The organism is Bacillus sp. 1780r2a1 (assembly GCA_024134725.1).
GTDB lineage: Bacteria > Bacillota > Bacilli > Bacillales > Bacillaceae_H > Priestia > Priestia aryabhattai_A.
The window spans coordinates 48591-70065 of sequence record CP099863.1; the positions used below are offsets into that span (position 1 = coordinate 48591).

The 21475-nt window shown below is 36.3% G+C and carries 21 protein-coding genes; all 21 read left to right on the plus strand.

The genetic code is table 11. The features are described from left to right. Positions 1 to 256: 256 nt before the first annotated feature. The 21 genes from metG (at position 257) to NIZ91_00390 (ending at position 21415) form a co-directional block, all read left to right on the plus strand. Positions 257 to 2239, plus strand: coding sequence for a methionine--tRNA ligase (gene metG, locus NIZ91_00290; GenBank protein USY55202.1), 1983 nt, complete (start codon positions 257 to 259; stop codon positions 2237 to 2239). Between the two features lie 71 nt (positions 2240 to 2310). Then, complete coding sequence (locus NIZ91_00295; protein USY55203.1) at positions 2311 to 3081, plus strand: TatD family hydrolase; 771 nt, start codon at positions 2311 to 2313, stop codon at positions 3079 to 3081. Positions 3082 to 3247: 166 nt separating this feature from the next. After that, a complete protein-coding gene (rnmV, locus tag NIZ91_00300) occupies positions 3248 to 3808 on the plus strand; it encodes a ribonuclease M5 (GenBank protein ID USY55204.1) in 561 nt (186 codons plus the stop codon). After that, the gene (gene rsmA, locus NIZ91_00305) at positions 3805 to 4683 is read left to right on the plus strand and encodes a 16S rRNA (adenine(1518)-N(6)/adenine(1519)-N(6))-dimethyltransferase RsmA (protein USY55205.1); all 879 of its coding nucleotides are present in this window, start codon (positions 3805 to 3807) and stop codon (positions 4681 to 4683) included. Before rnmV ends, rsmA begins: the two co-directional genes overlap by 4 nt. A gap of 85 nt (positions 4684 to 4768) precedes the next feature. Beyond that, the gene (gene yabG / locus NIZ91_00310) at positions 4769 to 5635 is read left to right on the plus strand and encodes a sporulation peptidase YabG (GenBank protein USY55206.1); all 867 of its coding nucleotides are present in this window, start codon (positions 4769 to 4771) and stop codon (positions 5633 to 5635) included. A gap of 285 nt (positions 5636 to 5920) precedes the next feature. Next, positions 5921 to 6154 (plus strand): Veg family protein, encoded by a 234-nt coding sequence (locus tag NIZ91_00315; protein ID USY55207.1) that lies wholly within the window; start codon positions 5921 to 5923, stop codon positions 6152 to 6154. Positions 6155 to 6301: 147 nt separating this feature from the next. After that, entirely contained in the window at positions 6302 to 6475 is a 174-nt protein-coding gene (locus tag NIZ91_00320; GenBank protein ID USY55208.1) for an alpha/beta-type small acid-soluble spore protein, read from the plus strand. Positions 6476 to 6655: 180 nt separating this feature from the next. Beyond that, a complete protein-coding gene (ispE, locus tag NIZ91_00325) occupies positions 6656 to 7525 on the plus strand; it encodes a 4-(cytidine 5'-diphospho)-2-C-methyl-D-erythritol kinase (protein USY55209.1) in 870 nt (289 codons plus the stop codon). 56 nt (positions 7526 to 7581) lie between these two features. Beyond that, positions 7582 to 8403: a pur operon repressor gene (gene purR / locus NIZ91_00330; GenBank protein ID USY55210.1), complete on the plus strand. Its 822-nt coding sequence runs from the start codon at positions 7582 to 7584 to the stop codon at positions 8401 to 8403. Between the two features lie 16 nt (positions 8404 to 8419). Further along, positions 8420 to 8800 carry a RidA family protein gene (locus NIZ91_00335; GenBank protein ID USY57053.1) on the plus strand — a complete coding sequence of 127 codons (381 nt, stop codon included), beginning with the start codon at positions 8420 to 8422 and terminating at the stop codon, positions 8798 to 8800. 144 nt (positions 8801 to 8944) lie between these two features. Continuing rightward, entirely contained in the window at positions 8945 to 9235 is a 291-nt protein-coding gene (gene spoVG, locus NIZ91_00340; protein ID USY55211.1) for a septation regulator SpoVG, read from the plus strand. A 195-nt stretch (positions 9236 to 9430) separates the two neighbouring features. After that, the gene (gene glmU, locus NIZ91_00345) at positions 9431 to 10810 is read left to right on the plus strand and encodes a bifunctional UDP-N-acetylglucosamine diphosphorylase/glucosamine-1-phosphate N-acetyltransferase GlmU (protein ID USY55212.1); all 1380 of its coding nucleotides are present in this window, start codon (positions 9431 to 9433) and stop codon (positions 10808 to 10810) included. Positions 10811 to 10828: 18 nt separating this feature from the next. Continuing rightward, positions 10829 to 11782 carry a ribose-phosphate diphosphokinase gene (locus tag NIZ91_00350; GenBank protein USY55213.1) on the plus strand — a complete coding sequence of 318 codons (954 nt, stop codon included), beginning with the start codon at positions 10829 to 10831 and terminating at the stop codon, positions 11780 to 11782. 150 nt (positions 11783 to 11932) lie between these two features. Beyond that, positions 11933 to 12565 (plus strand): 50S ribosomal protein L25/general stress protein Ctc, encoded by a 633-nt coding sequence (locus NIZ91_00355; GenBank protein ID USY55214.1) that lies wholly within the window; start codon positions 11933 to 11935, stop codon positions 12563 to 12565. Positions 12566 to 12654: 89 nt separating this feature from the next. Then, a complete protein-coding gene (pth, locus tag NIZ91_00360; GenBank protein USY55215.1) occupies positions 12655 to 13212 on the plus strand; it encodes an aminoacyl-tRNA hydrolase in 558 nt (185 codons plus the stop codon). A 61-nt stretch (positions 13213 to 13273) separates the two neighbouring features. After that, positions 13274 to 13504 carry an anti-sigma-F factor Fin family protein gene (locus NIZ91_00365; protein USY57054.1) on the plus strand — a complete coding sequence of 77 codons (231 nt, stop codon included), beginning with the start codon at positions 13274 to 13276 and terminating at the stop codon, positions 13502 to 13504. A 68-nt stretch (positions 13505 to 13572) separates the two neighbouring features. Beyond that, on the plus strand, positions 13573 to 17103 hold the full coding sequence (gene mfd, locus NIZ91_00370; GenBank protein ID USY55216.1) for a transcription-repair coupling factor: 3531 nt from the start codon (positions 13573 to 13575) through the stop codon (positions 17101 to 17103). Positions 17104 to 17299: 196 nt separating this feature from the next. Beyond that, positions 17300 to 17836: a stage V sporulation protein T gene (spoVT, locus tag NIZ91_00375; GenBank protein ID USY55217.1), complete on the plus strand. Its 537-nt coding sequence runs from the start codon at positions 17300 to 17302 to the stop codon at positions 17834 to 17836. A gap of 220 nt (positions 17837 to 18056) precedes the next feature. After that, complete coding sequence (locus NIZ91_00380) at positions 18057 to 19649, plus strand: polysaccharide biosynthesis protein (GenBank protein USY55218.1); 1593 nt, start codon at positions 18057 to 18059, stop codon at positions 19647 to 19649. Positions 19650 to 19676: 27 nt separating this feature from the next. Beyond that, complete coding sequence (mazG, locus tag NIZ91_00385; protein ID USY55219.1) at positions 19677 to 21131, plus strand: nucleoside triphosphate pyrophosphohydrolase; 1455 nt, start codon at positions 19677 to 19679, stop codon at positions 21129 to 21131. A gap of 20 nt (positions 21132 to 21151) precedes the next feature. After that, positions 21152 to 21415 (plus strand): RNA-binding S4 domain-containing protein, encoded by a 264-nt coding sequence (locus tag NIZ91_00390; protein ID USY55220.1) that lies wholly within the window; start codon positions 21152 to 21154, stop codon positions 21413 to 21415. Positions 21416 to 21475 lie beyond the last annotated feature (60 nt).

Here is a 21475-nt window from a genome sequence, read left to right on the forward strand (position 1 = left end):
CGACAAAAAAAGACAAAAAGCTACTTTCATTCAAGTTGATTCAAAAATTAATAGGGTATTTTATCTATGAAAGAGGCAAAAATGGTAGGAGTAAATAGCTTTTATTTAAATTTCTAATGTCTTTAGCTAGATGGTTTTCAAAACGTCCTAGAAAATAGTATTATAGAAGATAGAATAAATAGTTGATTTCATTTTTTCTTGAAATACATCACTCTGTATTTTGGAAGTGCTTAAACGGATTTTGGAGGTTATATAAATGGGAAATAACACGTTTTACATTACCACACCAATTTATTATCCAAGTGGTAAATTACATATAGGACATGCGTATACAACAGTTGCAGGAGATGCAATGGCTCGTTATAAACGGTTAAGAGGATTTGATGTTCGTTATTTAACGGGTACAGATGAGCATGGACAAAAAATTCAGCGCAAAGCAGAAGAAGATAATGTGACTCCTCAGCAGTATGTAGATAATATTGTAGCAGGGATTAAAGAGTTGTGGGAGAAAATGGATATATCCTATGATGATTTTATTCGTACAACAGAATCTAGACATAAAGAGGTTGTTGATAAAATCTTCAATCGTTTACTAGAACAAGGTGATATTTACCTAGATGAATATGAGGGCTGGTATTCAGTTCCTGACGAAACTTACTATACAGAACTTCAGTTAGTAGATCCGATTATTGAAGATGGAAAAGTAGTGGGCGGAAAAAGTCCAGACAGCGGTCATCCGGTAGAATTAGTAAGAGAAGAATCTTATTTCTTTAAAATGGGTAAATATGCAGATTGCTTATTAGCTTTTTATGAAGAAAATCCGACCTTTATTCAGCCGGAATCTCGTAAAAATGAGATGATTAATAACTTTATTAAGCCAGGGTTAGAAGACTTGGCTGTTTCACGTACAACTTTTGATTGGGGTATTAAAGTACCTGGAAATCCTAAGCACGTTATTTATGTATGGGTTGATGCATTATCAAACTATATTACAGCATTGGGGTACGGTACTGAAAATGACGAGTTATACAAAAAATACTGGCCGGCTAATGTTCATCTTGTAGGAAAAGAAATTGTTCGCTTCCATACAATTTATTGGCCAATTATTTTAATGGCATTAGATTTGCCTCTTCCAAAAAAAGTATTTGCACACGGATGGTTATTAATGAAAGATGGTAAAATGTCTAAGTCAAAAGGAAACGTTGTTGATCCAGTAACATTAATTGATCGCTATGGCTTGGATGCTTTACGCTATTATTTATTAAGAGAAGTCCCATTCGGTTCAGACGGAGTGTTCACCCCTGAAGCGTTTGTAGAGCGTATTAACTTTGATTTAGCCAACGACCTTGGGAATTTAGTTAACCGTACAGTAGCAATGATTAATAAATACTTTGACGGTGTCATTCCTATGTATGAAGGTAATGTAACAGAGTTTGATGGTCAGCTTGTACAAGCTCAAAAAGATATGGTGAAAAAGTACGAAGAATCCATGGAAAATATGGAGTTCTCTGTAGCTTTATCAGCGGTTTGGCAATATGTGAGTCGTACAAATAAATATATTGATGAAACTAAACCTTGGGCTCTTGCTAAGGACGAAGAGAACCGTAATGAGTTAGCTTCAGTAATGGTACACTTAGCCGAAGCTATTCGCCATACTGCTGTTCTGTTACAGCCATTCCTAACTAGAACACCAGAAAAAATCTTTGCACAAATTGGAGTAAAAGAAGATGTGTTAAAGAGTTGGGAAAGCATTGAAGCATTTAATATGCTTCGTGAAGGAACAAAAGTGGAAAAAGGTGAACCAATGTTCCCACGCCTTGATCGTGACGAAGAAATCACATTTATTAAAGAAAAAATGTTAAGTTCGTTACCAACACAGGAAGAGAAGAAAGAAGATGTTCAGCCAGAACAAAGCGAAGAAATTGGTTTAGATGACTTCTTAAAAGTAGATTTACGCGTAGCGGAAGTTATTCATGCTGAGCCTGTAAAGAAAGCGGATAAGTTATTAAAGATTCAGCTAGACTTAGGCTATGAAAAACGTCAAGTTGTATCAGGTATTGCGAAGTTCTACAAGCCTGAAGATCTCATCGGCCGTAAAGTTATCTGCATTGTAAATTTAAAGCCAGTCAAATTACGTGGTGAACTTTCACAGGGAATGATCTTAGCGGGTGAAGATGCGAATGGCTTATCACTTGCCGAGGTTGACCAATCTCTAAGTAACGGAACTAAAGTAAAATAATAAAAAAGGGGGCGTTTCACGTGGAACACGGGAAAGCCCTTTTTTATTTCGTAAATGGAAGGAGAAGTAATATGTTATTTGATACACATGTACACTTAAATGCAGAACAATTTAATAATGATTTAGAAGACGTTATTGCAAGAGCAAAAGAACGTAATGTAGAAAAAATGGTCGTGGTTGGATTTGATGAACCAACCATTAATCGAGCGATGGAACTTGTTGAAAAGTATGACTTTATGTATGCTAGTGTTGGTTGGCACCCTGTAGATGCTATTGATATGACAGATGAACATTTAGCTTGGATTGAAGAATTAGCAGGACATCCTAAAGTAGTAGCTATTGGAGAAATGGGATTAGATTATCATTGGGATAAGTCACCTAAAGATATACAGAAAGAAGTATTTCGTAGACAAATTCGTTTAGCAAGAAAAGTAAATCTTCCAATCATTATTCATAACCGTGATGCAACAGAAGACGTTGTAACTATTTTAAAAGAAGAGTCTGTTGAAGAAGTTGGTGGCATCATGCATTGCTTTACAGGGAGTATTGAAGTTGCCAAACAGTGTATGGATATGAATATGTATATCTCATTCGGCGGACCTGTCACGTTTAAAAATGCGAAGAAGCCGAAAGAAGTCGCAACTGAAATTCCTCTTGATAAATTATTAATAGAAACAGACTGTCCATATTTGACACCTCATCCTTATCGAGGAAAGAGAAATGAACCAGCATATGTCTCATATGTAGCAGAGCAGATTGCAGAATTAAAAGGTATTAGTTACGACGAACTAGCAAAGCATACTACTGAAAATGCGCTAAAATTATTCCGAATTCATGATTAAATGTTTAACATATCTATTGGCTTAAAACAATGTTAAAATAAAAAGTATTAAAATGTAGTAACACTTGCAGAGGGTCTTACAATCCTCTGCTTTTTTTCAGTTGATTTCATACTGACAGGTTAGATGCAAAATGAAGAAAAAGGCTTCATTTTTGAGGAGGTTCATAATGAAGATTAAGGAAATAATTGTGGTTGAAGGTAGGGATGATACTGTTACAATTCGTCGAGCAGTACAAGCTGATACAATCGAGACGAACGGTTCAGCCGTAAACGATGAAACCATTGAAAAGATAAAGCTAGCACAACAAACGAGAGGCGTTATTATTTTTACAGACCCTGATTATCCAGGTCAGCGTATTCGTAATATTGTTTCAGAGCAAGTTCCGGGATGTAAGCATGCATTTTTATCAAAAGAACAAGCAAAAGGTAAAAATGGAAAAGGTATAGGCGTTGAGCATGCGTCTATTGAAGATATTAGACAAGCTCTACAAGACGTAAAGCAAGAATGGCAGGGAATTGATGAGCAAATTACACAAGAGGATTTAATTGTTGCTCGCTTAGTAGGAGATAGCGAAGCAAAAATTAGACGTGAGAGAATAGGTAAATTCCTTAAAATTGGTTATGCGAACGGAAAGCAGCTACACAAAAGATTAAAAATGTTTCAAATTTCAAAAGATGAGTTTATCAAAGCTGTTCAGAAAATTAATCAGGAGGAACAAAAGTCGTGACAAAAGATATTGCAACCCCAACTCGTACGAAAGAAATTTTAAAGAAATATGGATTTACGTTTAAAAAGAGCCTAGGACAAAACTTTTTAATTGACACTAACATTTTAAATCGTATTGTTGATCATGCTGAGTTGACAGAAGAGACAGGAGCTATTGAGATTGGTCCTGGAATTGGGGCTTTAACTGAGCAATTGGCGAAGCGTGCAAAAAAAGTATTGGCTTTTGAAATTGACCAACGTTTGTTACCAATTTTGGCTGATACACTTTCACCGTACCCACACGCTAAAGTCATTCATCAGGATGTACTTAAAGCTAATTTGAAAGAAACCTTAGCACAAGAGTTTGAAGGTATTGAAGACTTAATGGTAGTAGCGAACTTGCCTTATTACGTTACAACCCCAATCTTAATGAAATTGTTAGAGGAACAGATTCCAGTTCGAGGAATTGTTGTTATGTTGCAAAAAGAAGTAGCTGACCGTATTGCAGCAAAGCCAGGAACAAAAGAATATAGTTCTCTTTCTATTGCTATTCAATATTATACAGAAGCTGAAACAGTTATGATTGTTCCAAAGACAGTGTTTAACCCTCAACCAAACGTTGATTCAGCTGTTATTCGTTTAATTCGACGTGATGAACCAGCCGTAAAGGTGAAAAATGAATCCTTTTTCTTTAAAGTTGTTAGAGCAAGCTTTGGTCAAAGACGTAAAACAATTTTAAATAATTTAGTAAATAATCTACCAAATGGAAAAGCAAATAAAGCTGCCATTGAACAAGCTCTTTCGGAAGCTTCAGTCGACCCAAAAAGAAGAGGAGAAACATTATCAATTGAAGAGTTTGGCAAGTTAAGCGATGAGCTAGGAAAATCGTTCGCATAGAATAATCACCTTTTTGCTTCGTGTTCATAGGCTATGAAGAGAGTTGAATATTTAGCTTTTAAGTAGTAAAGACGGAGTGAAGTTTATGAATATCAAAATTGGTGATATTGTAACACGTCCTTCTTATGATCGTGATTTGTTATTTCGCGTAATTGCGGTTAATGAAGGTGAGGAACAATATGCAACATTAATTGGAGAAGATATCCGCCTTATTGCTGATGCTCCTTTATCCGATTTAGAAGTTGTAGATGTTCAAGAGCAACAGCGACGAAAAGAACAAGAAGAGCAACTGTTAGAGAGGTCTCTAAAGCTGTTAAGCCAAGACTACGACCTCATTCGAGAAAAAGCCGAATATGGTATGACAAATGGGTATAATCATTCACACCGCCTTTTTCAGATGCCAGGTAAGGTGCTACATGTAGATGGAGACCCTAACTATTTACAGAAGTGTTTAGCAGTGTATGAAAAGATAGGTGTTCCGGTATATGGTGTACATTGTACAGAAGCAGAAATGCCAAATAAAATAGGTGCTTTGTTAGAAGAAGTGAGACCTGATATTTTAGTGTTAACTGGTCATGATGCCTATTCAAAATCAAAAGGTAATAAAAATGACTTATTAGCCTATCGCCACTCGAAATATTATGTGAAAACGGTGTACGAGGCAAGGCGTAAAATTGCCAATCTAGATCAGCTCGTGATTTTTGCCGGCGCTTGTCAATCTCATTTTGAACAGCTAATACAAGCAGGTGCAAATTTTGCAAGTTCTCCATCTAGGGTCAACATTCATGCTTTAGACCCTGTATATGTTGTAGCAAAGCTAAGCTTCACCCCTTTTAATGATCGCATTAATGTGTGGGATGTATTGCGTAATACACTAACAGGTGCAAAGGGATTAGGTGGAATAGAAACAAGAGGTCTTTTACGAACGGGAATGCCTTATGAAGCTGAATAATGAACGTCAATCTGTTATGCAAAAGAGGATTCATCCCTTTTGTATAGCAGTTTTTTTATCTATATTATAAATAAGTTTCAATGTTATACGTTTCTTTTAGAAGAATTATTTTAAATAAATGTAAAACTTATACATATTATGGAGTTGTTTGCACAAAATAGAAAGGAAATGTAGATTTATGTAGAAAATTATTTGTTGACATCATTAGATATACATTGTTATAATTTTATGTTTTTGACTTTTTTATTTTTTCGTGTTACACTACGTATAGTGAGGTGGACCAATATGGCGAAAACTTTATCTGATATTAAGCAAGCGCTGGATTTGCACCTAGGTCAACGATTGACTTTAAAAGCGAACGGTGGACGAAGAAAAACGGTAGAGCGTTCAGGAGTCTTAACTGAGACGTATCCTTCTGTTTTTATTGTGGAGCTAGATCAAGAAGAAAACTCTTTAGAAAGAGTTTCTTATAGCTATGCCGACGTGTTAACTGAAACAGTTGAGCTAAAGTTTTTTTAAACCAAAAGTAATATAGTACGTAGCGATGAGCAGTGGACGTTTTTGGTTTGCTGCTTTTTTTATTGGGCTTTTTTTCAAAACATACTCCCTCTTTGGTGATTTATACTATAAGTAAGGTTTGAGGAGTTTTAAAGGAGGCTTTACTAAATGAGCAGACGTAGAGGTATTATGTCAACAAAATGTAAAGAAGAATTGGCTAAAGAACTTAACTTTTATGATGTTGTAAAAAGCGATGGATGGGGTGCTATTCATTCCAAAGATGCAGGTAATATGGTAAAGCGTGCCATAGAAATAGCAAAAGAACAGTTGGCTAAGTCTTAAGTGACGAACATGCTCTACTTGTTTTTCTAGAATAAAGTAATGATAATCCGAAGTGGAAATCACTTCGGATTTTTAGTGGTTTTTATACTTTTATACACTGTTTATGTAAAGATATATAAACCTTCTCATTTTGTGATAAAATAACTTTACAATTGATTAGATGAAGTAGGTGAAAGATTTATGAAGTTAATGGTTAAGGCACCAGCCAAAATAAACTTATCCCTTGATGTGTTACATAAGCGTACGGATGGTTATCATGAAGTTAAGATGGTCATGACAACGATTGATTTAGCAGATCGTATTGAGCTTTCTGAACGTGAAGATGGTCGAATTGTTATTTATTCACATAATCGTTTTGTTCCTGATGACCAGCGAAATTTAGCATATCAAGCTGCACAGCTGCTTAAAAAACGTTATAAAGTGGATAAGGGTGTCAATATCTTAATCGATAAGCAAATTCCTGTAGCAGCGGGATTAGCAGGAGGAAGCAGTGACGCAGCAGCTACTCTTAGAGGGCTAAACCAGTTATGGGACTTAGGTTTGTCTCTAGACACGCTAGCAGAGCTTGGAGCAGAAATTGGCTCTGATGTATCGTTTTGTGTATATGGTGGCACAGCTCTTGCAACAGGAAGAGGAGAAGTAATCAAACATATTGAAGCACCTCCAAACTGCTGGGTGATATTAGCAAAGCCAGAAATAGGTGTATCCACAGCAGACGTATATCGTAATTTAAAGGTGCAAAATGTGAGTCATCCTAATGTAGAAGGTATGATTAAAGCAATTGATACAGGAGATTACGAAAAGATGTGTCAATCTGTAGGAAATGTATTAGAAGAAGTAACGTTAAAGATGCATCCGGAAGTTTCATTAATCAAAGAACAAATGAAGAGGTTTGGAGCAGATGCAGTTCTCATGAGCGGTAGCGGACCAACAGTTTTTGGCCTTGTACAGCATGATTCTCGCATGCACCGTATTTATAACGGTTTACGAGGTTTCTGTGATAAGGTATATGCTGTCCGACTTATTGGAGAACGAATAACGCTTGAATAAATCCGTATATTAATGTTATATTCATAATATAATATTCGGATTTTAGGGAGGAAGTTATGAAGTTTCGACGGAGTGGACGTTTAATTGATATGACGAATTATTTCATTCAAAACCCTCAGCGCCTTATTCCTCTGACATATTTTGCAGATAAATATAACTCTGCAAAATCATCTATAAGTGAAGATATGGCGATTATAAAGCAAACTTTTGAACAACAAGGTATTGGTACGCTTGTTACTTTACCAGGGGCAGCTGGTGGCGTTAAATTTATGCCAAAGATGTCGAATGAAGAAGCGAGTCAACTTGTTGAAGAGCTATGTGGGATGATTGAAAAACCAGAGCGATTATTACCCGGTGGATATTTGTACCTCACAGATATTTTAGGAGATCCTCGTGTTGTTAATAAGATTGGTCGTTTATATGCATCTTTATTTGCTAATCGCAAAATTGATGTAGTTATGACTGTGGCAACAAAAGGAATTCCGGTTGCTTATGCAGTAGCGCAATATCTAGATGTACCGGTTGTGGTGGTAAGAAGAGATAGTAAAGTAACTGAAGGTTCAACTGTAAGTATTAATTATGTATCGGGTTCTTCAAAGCGTATTCAAACCATGCTGCTAGCTAAGAGAAGTCTAGCTGTGGGTTCGAACGTTTTAATTATTGATGATTTTATGAAAGCAGGCGGAACAGTTAATGGGATGATTAGCTTGCTTGAAGAGTTTGATGCAACGGTTGCTGGAATCGGTGTATTAGTTGAGTCAGAGGATATTGAAGAGCGCCTAGTTGATGAATACATTTCTCTTGTACAACTGAAAGATGTTAACATAAAAGAGAAACATATCACCGTACAGGAAGGAAATTATTTAAAATATATCTAAAGTTGGGGAGGAAAGAATCATGTTACAAGTTCAAACAAAGCAAGCGCCGCAGGCTATTGGGCCTTATTCTCAGGGGATTGTTGTTAATAATTTATTTTACAGTTCAGGACAGATTCCTTTACGCCCAGACGGCACGCTAGTTGAAGGGGATATCAAAACACAAACTGAACAAGTATTTCAAAACCTTAAAGCTGTTCTAGAAGAAGCTGGTGCTTCACTAAATACAGTAGTAAAGGCAACGGTATTCATCAAGGATATGGATAATTTTGCTGACCTTAATGAAGTCTATGGACAATACTTTGGTGATCATAAGCCTGCACGTTCATGTGTGGAAGTAGCAAGATTACCAAAAGATGTTTTAGTTGAAATTGAAGTAGTTGCATTAGTCAAAGGATAAATTAACGAACTAAAACCAAATTATTTCCAATTGTTCACTTTTTTTGCGAAAATTTTCTAAAAACTTTTCTGTAAAGGCAGGAAAAACAAAAATTCCGTGGAATTTATGTAGTAAAGCTTCGCATAGGAAAAGGTGGTGAACAAAATGGAAGTAACTGACGTAAGATTACGCCGCGTAAACACTGAAGGACGTATGAGAGCGATTGCTTCAATCACATTAGATGGTGAATTTGTTGTTCATGATATTCGAGTGATTGATGGTAATAACGGCTTGTTTGTAGCAATGCCAAGTAAACGTACACCTGATGGTGAGTTCCGCGATATTGCACATCCAATTAATTCTAATACTCGCGGAAAAATTCAAGATGCTGTTTTAGCAGAGTATCATCGATTAGGTGAACTAGAAGTTGAATTTGAAGAAGCGGGTGCTTCATAAAATATGATAGATTAAAAGCCTACTTAACAGTAGGCTTTTTATTTTGTCCTTCTCTTTTATCCATAAAATTTCTTCATTATAAAAATTTAACAAAATTTTAAAATAAAATGAATGACTTTCGAATGATTTCTTGAAATGAGGTCATTTTTGATATAATATTCTTAATGGATAAAAAGGTAAAATTGGAGGCCTGTTATGTCAAAAAGATATGCAGTCATATTGGCAGCTGGTCAGGGTACACGTATGAAGTCATCTTTATATAAAGTGTTACACCCTGTGTGTGGAAAACCAATGGTACAACATGTAATTGACCAAGTGTCAAACGTTTCGTTAAGTAAACTAATTACTGTTGTAGGCCATGGTGCCGAAAAAGTGAAATCACATGTTGGAGATAAAAGCTTATTTGCTTTGCAAGAGGAGCAATTAGGAACAGCTCATGCAGTCATGCAAGCAGAATCTTTACTTGCACATGAAAAGGGTACGACAATTGTTGTTTGTGGTGATACGCCACTTATTACAACGGAAACAATTGAAGCGTTGCTTAAGCATCACGAAGAGACAAATGCCAAAGCAACAATTTTAACAGCTCATGCTCAAGATCCAACTGGATATGGGCGAATTATTCGTAATAGCTCTGCGTCAGTTGAAAAGATAGTTGAGCACAAGGATGCAACTGAACAGGAGCGAGCAGTAAAAGAAATTAATACAGGTACGTATTGCTTTGATAATGAAAAGCTATTTGAGACGCTTTCAAAAGTATCAAATAACAATGTTCAAGGTGAGTATTATTTACCGGATGTTATTGAGATTTTAAAAAATGAAGGTGAAATCATTTCTGCTTATCAAACAAGTGACTTTGCTGAAACATTAGGTGTAAACGATCGCTTTGCGCTTTCACAGGCAGAAGAAACAATGAAAAAGCGTATCAATAAGAAACATATGTTAAACGGAGTAACAATTATCGACCCTTCTAACACATATATTTCAGCGGATACAGTTATTGGACGCGATACGGTTATTTACCCGGGAACAGTCATTCAAGGTGCTGTATCTATTGGTGAGAACTGTGAAATCGGACCTAACAGCGAAATCAAAGATTGCCAAATCGGACATAATACATCTATTCGCCATTCAGTCGCTCACAACAGTGAAATTGGTCAATCTGTAACAATTGGACCGTTTGCGCATATTCGCCCACAGTCTATGATTGATGATGAAGTGAGAATAGGAAATTTTGTCGAGATTAAGAAAGCATCATTTGGTAAAGGAAGTAAAGCTTCACATTTAAGTTATATTGGGGATGCAGAAGTAGGTCAGGATGTAAACTTGGGGTGCGGATCAATTACCGTTAATTACGATGGAAAAAACAAATTTTTAACTAAGATTCAAGATGGTGCATTTGTTGGTTGCAATTCAAATCTAATTGCACCAGTAACGATTGGAGAAGGCGCTTATGTAGCTGCTGGATCTACAATTACAGATGATGTACCAGGTAAAGCTTTATCAATTGCTCGTGCAAAACAAGTTAATAAAGAGAACTACGCTGAAAAGCTTGATATTAATAAAAAATCCTAACGGAGGTTTTACAACAAAATGCCAAATGTATATGCTGATGAAAATTTGAAATTGTTTACGTTAAATTCTAATAAGGCTTTAGCTGAAGAAATTGCTAAGGTGATTGGTGTTGAATTAGGAAAGTGTTCTGTAGACCGTTTTAGCGACGGAGAAGTTCAAATTAACATTGAAGAAAGTATTCGTGGTTGCGATGTATTCATTATTCAATCAACAAGTGCACCTGTTAACGAACATTTAATGGAGTTACTTATTATGATTGATGCTTTAAAACGTGCTTCTGCTAAAACAATTAACATTGTAATTCCTTACTACGGTTATGCTCGCCAAGATCGTAAAGCACGCGCTCGTGAACCAATCACAGCTAAATTAACAGCAAACCTTATTGAAAAAGCTGGTGCGACTCGTATCATCACATTAGACTTGCATGCTCCACAAATTCAAGGTTTCTTCGATATTCCAATTGATCACTTAGTAGGTGTTCCAATTCTAGGTGAATACTTCAAGAGCAAAAACCTTGATGATGTTGTCATCGTGTCTCCAGACCATGGTGGTGTAACACGTGCACGTCGTTTAGCAGAACGTTTAAAAGCACCAATTGCTATCATTGATAAGCGTCGTCCGCGTCCAAACGTTGCAGAAGTAATGAATATTGTCGGTCAAGTAGAAGGCAAAACGGCAATTTTAATTGACGATATGATCGATACAGCTGGTACCATTACATTGGCAGCAAACGCACTTATTGAATCAGGTGCAAAAGAAGTATATGCATGTTGTACACATCCAGTCCTATCAGGACCTGCAATTGAGCGTATCCAAAATTCTAAGATTAAAGAATTAGCAGTTACAAACTCAATTTCTTTAACAGAAGAAAAGAAAATTGATAAAGTAACAGAGCTTTCAGTTGCACCTTTAATGGCTGAAGCAATCATTCGTGTTCATGAAGAAGAGTCAGTGAGCACACTATTCGATTAATGGGTTGAAAAGAAGCTTCTTTCCTTGTGAAAGAGGCTTCTTTTTTTATGCTAAGCACAACATTGCTACAAATTAATTTGATTTTGAGGTTTAATCACTTTCTAAATAGGGTACATTTTAATATAGAAAACATACTGGAAGGTGAAAAATATGAGTATTTCAATTGAGGCAAAAGAAAGAACAAGCTTTCAAAACTCTGTAAATAGAAAAATTCGTGAAGAGGGTAATTTTCCAGCAGTTGTTTACGGTAATAAAGTAGAGCCTACGTCAATTTACTTAAATAGCGCTGAGTTTATTAAAACAATTCGCGAAGCAGGTCGAAATGGCGTATTAACGTTACATGTCGGCAAGAACAAACATTCAGTTATCTTGCATGATATTCAAACTGACCCATTAAAAAATGAAATCGTACACGCTGATTTTCAAGTTGTTGATATGTCGGTAGAAATTGAGTCTACAGTTACTCTATCATTAGTTGGAGAAGCTAAAGGTACAAAAGAAGGTGGCGTATTACAGCAGTCACTATACGAAGTAACAGTTCAAGGTTTACCGCAAAATATTCCATCATCAATTGATGTAGATGTAACTGAGCTGGGGATTAATGATGTATTAACTCTACAGGATGTAAAAGTAGATGGTAAAATTGAAATTACACAAGATCTTGAAGAGCCAGTGGCTTCAGTATTACCTCCACAACAAGAGGAATTACCTGATAGTGGAGAACAACAAGGTGATGAAGAAAATAAAGAAGTAGAAGCAACTGAACAAAAAGACGAAGAATAATACAAAGGCGTAACCAAAAGGTTACGCCTTTTATGATGAATTGATTATAATAAGAAGGATAGAGTGTTTAAAGAGAAAGGAGCATTTCGTTGAAATTAATTGTTGGATTAGGTAACCCTGGAAAAGAGTATGATCAAACACGTCATAACATTGGTTTTATGACAATTGATGAACTTGCAGATTACTTTGATATTAAGTTGGATCGCACAAAATTTAATGGATTGTATGGCATGGGAATGGTACGAGGAGAGAAAGTCCTTTTATTAAAACCATTAACATATATGAACCTCTCAGGAGAAAGCATTCGTCCACTGATGGAGTATTATGATATTGATGTGGAAGATTTGGTTGTTATTTACGATGACTTAGACTTGCCCTGTGGAAAAATACGCTTACGAACAAAAGGTAGTGCAGGTGGCCACAATGGAATCAAATCAATTATTCAGCACTTAAAAACACAAGAATTCAACCGTATTCGAATCGGCATTGATCGCCCTAAAAACGGTATGAAAGTTGTGGACTATGTACTTGGACGATTTACATCTGAAGAGATGGTCGAAATGAATGGAGCTATAGAGAAATCCGTTAAAGCTACTGAAGAGTGGTTGTCTAAACCATTCCTAGAAGTAATGAATCGATATAATTAACAGGAATAAAGCTCTTCCTAAATGCTAATACTAACAATAAAACATTTAGGAGGGCTTTATTCTGTCTATTCATTATTTCTGTAGACATTGTCATGCAAAAGTCGGTATGATAGAAGGGAAAGAATATAGCACAGAAAAACTAGGCTTTCATCATTTAACAGCTGATGAGAGGCAAGAGCTAGTTCAATACCAAGCAAATGGCGATTTAACTGTTAAAACAATTTGTGAAGATTGCCAGGAAGCTTTAGATCGAAACCCAGACTATCATCAGTATGAAACATTTATACAATAAAAAGCTTTGGTTATATACCAAAGCATTTTTCTATTTACTTACATAGCAACATGGGAGGAGGGAATTCCTTGAAAGGGATTATACAACGTTTTGTTGAGAATAATGAAATAAATACAATTGTTAATAGCTTAAAAGAAGGTCTAAAAGAACAATTAATAACAGGAATTTCTGGTTCAGCACGTTCAGTTTTGATGGGATTGCTGAATGAAAACGAAGGCTATCCGTTATTAGTGGTTACCCATAACTTATTTCAGGCTCAAAAGGTGTATGAAGATTTAGTACATCTTTTACCGAGCAAAGATGTGTTTCTCTATCCGGTTAATGATCTTGTAGCAACAGAAGTAGGAATTGCTAGTCCAGAGTTAAAAGCACAAAGGATTGAAGCGCTAAATCATTGGAGTCATAAACAATCTGGTATTGTTGTAACAACCGTATCAGGAGTAAGAAAAATCCTTCCACCTAAAGCCAGATGGGAACAAACTCAGTTAGTATTTCAAAGCGGTCATGATATTGATGTTGACCATCATTTGCAAAAGTTAATTCAACTAGGATATGAACGGGTGTCAATGGTTTCAGCTCCAGGGGATTTTAGCGTACGTGGGGGAATTATTGATATTTACCCGTTAACGGAGGAACTTCCTGTTCGAATTGAGCTTTTTGATACTGAAATTGATTCTATTCGTACTTTTACGCTTGAAGACCAGCGTTCTCAAAAGCAACTAGATGAAATTAGCATTGGGCCTGCTACAGAGTTCATTTTTTCAGAGGATGAGTTAAAAGATGGAACAGTCGAGCTTGAAAAGCGTTTAAGTGATAGCTTAGCCAAAGTAAAAGACAAAACCATAAAGGAAAGACTGGTTGAAAACATTCAAGGGGAAATTGAACAATTAAAACAAGGACAGTCATTAGATAACATGTTTAAGTACTTGTCTCTGTTCTATAAGCAGCCCGCTAGTTTGCTAGATTATCTTCCAGAAGGTGGAGTTGTTATCTTTGATGAGACAACTCGCATTCAAGAGACTTCCGAACAACTAGATAATGAAGAAGGTGAATGGGTAACAGAGCTTTTGGGACAAGGTCAGATTGTGCGAGATGTACAGCTTTCACATCCGTTGGCAGGGTTAATTCAATCGACACCGCATCAGCTCATTTATACATCTTTATTTCTAAAGCATGTTTCATATACAAACCCGCAAAATATCGTGACTATTTCATATAAGCAAATGCAACAGTTCTATGGGCAGATGAATTTGTTAAAAGGCGAAATTGAGCGATGGAAAAAAGCAAACTACACAATTGTTATGCTTGGAGCAGACCGTGAACGAGTTACTAAATTAGAAGGTGTATTAGCTGATTATGATATTGAAGCCGCTATCTTAGACGGTGATGGCCAGCTAATGCCAGGAATTGTTCAAGTTATTGAAGGAGATCTTCAAGCTGGGTTTGAACTGCCAATGCAAAAGCTCGCAGTGTTAACAGAAGAGGAACTGTTTAAAAAGCGTGTGAAAAAGACAAAAAGACGTCAAAAACTATCTAATGCTGAGCGTATTAAGAGCTATTCTGAGTTAAATGTTGGCGACTATGTTGTGCACGTCAATCACGGAATTGGTCGATACTTAGGTATGGAGACTCTTGAAATAAATGGAAATCATAAAGATTATATTCATATTAAATATGAGGGCTCTGATAAATTATATGTTCCTGTTGAACAAATCGATCAGGTGCAAAAATACGTTGGGTCTGAAGGCAAAGAGCCAAAAGTATATAAATTAGGTGGTAACGATTGGAAGAAGGTTAAACGTAAAGTAGAATCTTCTGTCCAAGATATTGCTGATGATTTAATTAAACTGTATGCAGAGCGTGAAGCTAGCAAAGGATACGCTTTTTCTCCAGATGGAGATCTACAGCGTGAATTTGAACTTTCATTTCCATATCAAGAAACTGAAGACCAGCTTCGTTCTATTCAAGAAATCAAAAAGGATATGGAAAAAGAACGTCCAATGGATCGCTTACTATGTGGGGACGTTGGATATGGAAAGACGGAAGTCGCTATTCGTTCTGCTTTTAAATCGGTTACAGATGGGAAGCAAGTCGCAATACTGGTACCAACAACGATTCTAGCTCAACAGCACTTTGAAACGATTCGAGAAAGATTTCAAGACTATCCAATTAATATTGGGCTTTTAAGCCGCTTTAGAAGTCGAAAGCAGCAGCAAGAAACAATTAAAGGTTTAAAGGACGGTACGGTTGACGTTGTAATTGGAACCCATCGTTTATTATCAAAAGATGTAATATATAAAGACTTAGGATTACTAATCATTGATGAAGAGCAACGTTTTGGCGTAACTCATAAAGAGAAAATCAAGCAAATGAAAGCAAATGTAGATGTACTAACGCTAACTGCTACGCCAATTCCACGTACGCTGCACATGTCAATGCTAGGTGTCAGGGATTTATCGGTCATTGAAACTCCGCCTGAAAATCGCTTTCCTGTTCAAACTTATGTGGTAGAGTATAATCCTGTATTAGTTCGTGAAGCAATAGAACGAGAGTTGGCTCGAGATGGCCAGGTATATTTTTTATACAACAGGGTTGAAGATATTGAAAGAAAAGCTGAAGAAATTTCGATGTTAGTACCTGATGCTCGCGTAACGTATGCTCATGGTAAGATGAATGAAACAGAACTAGAAGCTGTTATTTTAAGTTTTTTAGAAGGCGAATATGATGTGTTGGTTAGTACAACAATTATTGAAACAGGTGTTGATATTCCAAACGTTAACACACTTATTGTTAATTATGCAGATAAAATGGGATTATCGCAGCTGTACCAGCTGAGAGGGCGTGTGGGACGTTCTAACCGCGTTGCCTACGCATATTTTACGTATCATAAAGATAAAGTATTGACAGAAGTCGCTGAGAAAAGGTTACAAGCAATTAAAGAGTTTACAGAGCTTGGTTCAGGATTTAAGATTGCAATGCGTGACTTATCTATTCGAGGTGCCGGAAACCTTCTCGGGGCACAGCAACATGGATTTATTGATTCAGTTGGTTTTGATTTATATTCCCAAATGCTTAAGGAAGCTATTGAGGAACGACGCGGCACCGATGAGCAGAAAAAGAAAGTACAAGTTGAAATTAATCTGGACCTAGATGCATATATACCGGATCAATACATTACAGATGGACGTTTGAAAATTGAAATGTACAAGCGCTTCCGTGCTATTGAAACGTTTGACGATATTCAAGACTTACAAGATGAGATGATTGATCGTTTTGGTGAATACCCAGTTGAAGTGATGCATTTATTTACGGTAGCTGAAACAAAAGTATATGCCAATACGAACCTAGTGGAATCCATTACTCAATCAAAACAAGACGTTACAATTTTATTATCTGAAGAAGCTAGCGCCACTGTGGACGGTCAAAAACTATTTATGTTAGGTAATGAGTTTGGCAGAATGGTTAGCCTAGGTATGGAAGGAAAGAAAGTGAAGGTTGTTATTAATACAAAAGGCCTTGCACAAAAAGAATGGTTAAAAATTGTTCACCATTTAACACGTGATTTAGCAAAAGTTAAGAAAGAACAAGTTCCAAATTGAAAAACAAAGCCATTTGTCGTTGACAAATGGCTTGTTTTTTTGAAAAAAGGGAACTTTTTAACAAAAAAAGAGATGGTTGGTGAATAGAAGTTGCATAGTAACGAATACTAACCTCAACACGGGTGAATGATTAATAAATTATTCCACGCATTCATCCAATATTTTTAATCATCAGATGAAAGAGAGGCTTTAACCAATGAAAGCAACAGGTATTGTTCGTCGTATTGATGATTTAGGGCGTGTCGTAATTCCAAAGGAAATTCGAAGAACGCTCCGTATTCGTGAAGGTGATCCATTAGAGATTTTTGTTGATCGTGATGGAGAAGTCATTTTGAAAAAGTATTCACCAATCAGTGAGTTAAGTGATTTTGCTAAAGAATATGGTGAAGCTCTTTACGATAGCCTAGGTCATCCAGTATTAATTTGTGATCGCGATACATTTATTGCTATTGCAGGTATTTCAAAAAAAGAGTACTTAAATAAAAACATCAGCTCTCTAGTTGAGTCTACAATGGAAAGCAGAAGTTCAACGTTAGTGACAGAAGGCAAGAGCTTAGAGTTCGTTGATGGGCATGAAGAAGCAATTTCATCTTATACAATTGGTCCGATTATTGCGAATGGGGACCCGATTGGAGCGGTAATTCTCTTTTCAAAAGAGAAATCGCTTGGTGAAGTAGAGCATAAAGCAGCTGAAACGGCTGCAGGTTTCTTATCTCGTCAAATGGAGCAATAAGCGATAGATCTAATCAATGTTATTTTAATTTATTTACGAAAAGACAGCAGAACCGCTGTCTTTTTTCTATGTGGTTTTTTCTGTAAAACACATAAAGAGCATGTAATGAGAACGTGCTATAATATAAAAGTCTTACAATACCAGCTTAACTGCATATCCCTTTAGCGGTTGATATTGCAAGGTCATCATAAAGAATTGGTATAATACGAAAGGTGTCACGATGCAGAAGAAATCAAATGTTTTAGTGTTATTAAATGGCGCTGTTATCTTAACTTTAGCTGGTCTTTTTACAAAGATACTAAGTGCTAGTTATCGCATTCCATATCATCATATTGCAGGTGATGTTGGCTTTTATATTTATCAACAGGTATATCCTTTATATGGAATTATTCTGCAAATTAGTACGTACGGGTTTCCCGTCATTATTTCAAAGCTGGTCTCAGAATATATGGCAAACAATCAAAGGAATCAAGCCATCCAAGTTATTCAAGTTAGCTTTTTGTTTTTGAGCATTTTAAGTTTTGTGCTTTTTGGTTTGCAGTATGGGTTCGCAGAAAATATTGCGACTTTAATGGGAGATAAACAGTTAACGCTATTAATTCAAATTATTTCATTTTCTTTTCTATTTGTTCCATTTGTAGCGAGTATTCGAGGGTACTATCAGGGGTTAAATGAAATGCTCCCAACAGCTGTTTCCCAGGTATCAGAACAAACGATTCGCGTAGCCACAATTTTGCTATTAGCTTTTGTACTCGTTAAAAACAACTACAATCCTTATATAGTAGGTGCAGGAGCAATTTTTGGTTCAGTTGTAGGTATTACTTTTTCGTTAATGGTACTCATTTTCTTTTTATTTCGAAATCGTATAGTTAATACATGGGGCTTCTCAAAACAAACGTTTGCTGGAGCATCTCCAATTTTTAAAAAAATAGCCATTCAAGGAATCATCATTTGTATTAGCGGGATGGGGCTGCTGTTAATTCAACTTATTGATTCCTTTACCTTATATCCTTCTCTCCTTACAAGCGGAATTGATGCTGAAAAAGCTAAGGGAATGAAAGGTGTCTATGATCGAGGTGTTCCTTTAATTCAGCTTGGAACGGTTGTTGGAACGGCATTTTCACTTTCACTTGTTCCGGTTATATCTTCAGCTATCGCTCAAAATGATTGGGCATTCGTAAAAAGTAAGGTTAACGTTTCAATTAAGCTTTCGTTGGTTGTTGGTGTTGGTGCATCTTGTGGACTAGCAGGCTTAATGGAACCTATTAACCATATGTTATACGGAAACATGGAAGGTTCACAGGTGCTTCAAATTTTAAGTATGCTCGTCATTTTTACGACGATTTCCGCTACTATAGCTGCTGTACTGCAAGGGGTTGGTCGAATGAAAGCACCTGTATACGCCATTTGCATCGGTGTCGTTATTAAAATTTTGCTTAATATGTGGCTTGTGCCTATTATGTATACAGAAGGTGCCGCGATTTCGTCTGCTGTTAGCTTTTTAATTATTACCGTTATGAACAGCGTATTTTTGTATAGAGCACTTGGCCAAAAAAATAAGCTTATTCGTCATGCAATAAAGATTATAGCAGTCGGTCTCTTAATGCTGATGGTATTAAGAGGGTATTTATGGACAATGAATGGTATACTAGATGCACATTCGAGTAGAGCGCTAAATGTCGGTATAGCACTGTTAGGTGTTGTATTTGGCGGGGTTTTTTATTTGGTTTTGATTATTAAGAGCAATACTTTTACAAAAAGTGAATTAAGAGACGTTCCGCTAGGGAAGTCAATTATAAAGTACATTTTATAGTTTAAGTAGAGTATGAAGGAGGATTCCATGGCTAATAAAATAACCATTGTTGGTTTGGGTGCAGGAGACCTTAATCAGCTTCCAGTAGGAATTTATCGCTTGTTACAACAAAAAAACAACGTATTTTTACGAACAAAAGAACACCCAGTTGTTAAAGCGTTAGAAGAGGAGGGTTTTGTATATCAATCCTTTGATAATGTTTATGAATCCTTTGATACATTCGATGATGTATACGAGAGCATTACAAAACAACTGTTAGAACAGTCTAAGAATGGAGAAATTCTTTATGCTGTTCCTGGGCATCCACTAGTTGCTGAGCGAACAGTTCAACTATTATTACAAAATAGAGAAGGGGTAGAGGTGGATGTAAAAGGCGGTCAAAGCTTTCTAGACCCTATCTTTACCTCGTTGAAAATTGACCCGATTGAAGGATTTCAACTTTTAGATGGTACTGCGCTTCAACGAGATGAAATAAGGTTACAGCAGCATATCTTAATCGGACAAGTATATGATCAGTTTGTAGCTTCTGATGTAAAACTTACGTTAATGGAACAGCTACCAGATGAATATGAAGTATATATTGTAACAGCAGCAGGTAGCTCAGATGAGCATATTCAAAAGGTTAAACTTTATGAGCTTGACCATGGGATGGAGCTCAATAATTTAACAACGATTTATGTTCCACCTGTAAAAGATTCGACCTTGTTATATCATCAATTCGAAGAGCTTCGCCGTATTATCGCAGTGCTGAGGGGACCAAATGGGTGTCCATGGGATAAAAAACAAACGCATGAATCATTAAAGCGTTATTTAATCGAAGAGGCTTATGAACTGCTAGATGCTATCGATCAACAGGATGACGATCATATTGTTGAAGAGCTAGGAGATGTTCTGCTACAAGTAATGCTACATGCTCAAATTGGTGAAGATGAAGGGATGTTTACCATTGAGGATGTAATTTCTACCGTAGCAGAAAAAATGGTTAGACGTCACCCACATGTATTTAGCGATGTAAGAGCAGATAATGAAGAAGAGGTTCTCCAAAACTGGGATGAAATCAAAAAGCAAGAAAAAGGAGAAGAGCCAGCTTCATTATTAGATGATGTGCCTTCTGCTATGCCTAGCTTAATGAGAGCATATAAGTATCAAAAGGCAGCTGCTAAAGTTGGATTCGATTGGGAAACGAGTGAGCCGATGTGGGATAAAGTAAAAGAAGAGCTTCAGGAATTTGAAGAAGAAGTGCAGGCACAGAATCTAGAAGAAATGAGTAATGAGTTTGGGGATCTTTTATTTGCGTTAGTAAACGTAGCTCGCTACTATAAGATTGATCCGGAAACCGCAGTAGCTAAAACAAATGAAAAATTTGGTGCGCGCTTTCGCTATATTGAAGAGCAGGTAAAGAAATCTGGTCATTCATTTGCAAACTTTACTTTAGAAGAGCTAGATCAATTTTGGAATGAAGCGAAAAAAATAGGTTTGTAATAACGAAAGGTGAGGGAATTATGAGATTAGATAAGTTCTTAAAGGTATCTCGTCTAATTAAACGTCGTACGTTAGCAAAAGAGATTTCAGACAAAGGAAGAATTTCTATTAATGGGATCGTTGCAAAAGCAAGCTCAAACGTAAAAGTAGGTGATGAGTTAGCCATTCAATTTGGGACAAAGATTGTGACAGTAAAAGTAGAAACTCTTCAAGAAAACGCTAAGAAAGAAGAAGCTGCAAATTTATACTCTTTAGTAAAAGAAGAAAAAGTAACAAACTCATAAAACAATTAGGACATCTGTGAGCTTGTTCTAAACTTCATTCTCACTTCATATGTTTAAACC

Excerpts from the sequence above, each read along its gene's own strand:
- metG (USY55202.1), top strand. The coding sequence starts at position 257 with ATGGGAAATAACACGTTTTACATTACCACACCAATTTATTATCCAAGT.
- NIZ91_00295 (USY55203.1), top strand. The coding sequence starts at position 2,311 with ATGTTATTTGATACACATGTACACTTAAATGCAGAACAATTTAATAAT.
- rnmV (USY55204.1), top strand. The coding sequence starts at position 3,248 with ATGAAGATTAAGGAAATAATTGTGGTTGAAGGTAGGGATGATACTGTT.
- yabG (USY55206.1), top strand. The coding sequence starts at position 4,769 with ATGAATATCAAAATTGGTGATATTGTAACACGTCCTTCTTATGATCGT.
- NIZ91_00315 (USY55207.1), top strand. The coding sequence starts at position 5,921 with ATGGCGAAAACTTTATCTGATATTAAGCAAGCGCTGGATTTGCACCTA.
- NIZ91_00320 (USY55208.1), top strand. The coding sequence starts at position 6,302 with ATGAGCAGACGTAGAGGTATTATGTCAACAAAATGTAAAGAAGAATTG.
- ispE (USY55209.1), top strand. The coding sequence starts at position 6,656 with ATGAAGTTAATGGTTAAGGCACCAGCCAAAATAAACTTATCCCTTGAT.
- purR (USY55210.1), top strand. The coding sequence starts at position 7,582 with ATGAAGTTTCGACGGAGTGGACGTTTAATTGATATGACGAATTATTTC.
- spoVG (USY55211.1), top strand. The coding sequence starts at position 8,945 with ATGGAAGTAACTGACGTAAGATTACGCCGCGTAAACACTGAAGGACGT.
- glmU (USY55212.1), top strand. The coding sequence starts at position 9,431 with ATGTCAAAAAGATATGCAGTCATATTGGCAGCTGGTCAGGGTACACGT.
- NIZ91_00350 (USY55213.1), top strand. The coding sequence starts at position 10,829 with ATGCCAAATGTATATGCTGATGAAAATTTGAAATTGTTTACGTTAAAT.
- NIZ91_00355 (USY55214.1), top strand. The coding sequence starts at position 11,933 with ATGAGTATTTCAATTGAGGCAAAAGAAAGAACAAGCTTTCAAAACTCT.
- spoVT (USY55217.1), top strand. The coding sequence starts at position 17,300 with ATGAAAGCAACAGGTATTGTTCGTCGTATTGATGATTTAGGGCGTGTC.
- NIZ91_00380 (USY55218.1), top strand. The coding sequence starts at position 18,057 with ATGCAGAAGAAATCAAATGTTTTAGTGTTATTAAATGGCGCTGTTATC.
- mazG (USY55219.1), top strand. The coding sequence starts at position 19,677 with ATGGCTAATAAAATAACCATTGTTGGTTTGGGTGCAGGAGACCTTAAT.
- NIZ91_00390 (USY55220.1), top strand. The coding sequence starts at position 21,152 with ATGAGATTAGATAAGTTCTTAAAGGTATCTCGTCTAATTAAACGTCGT.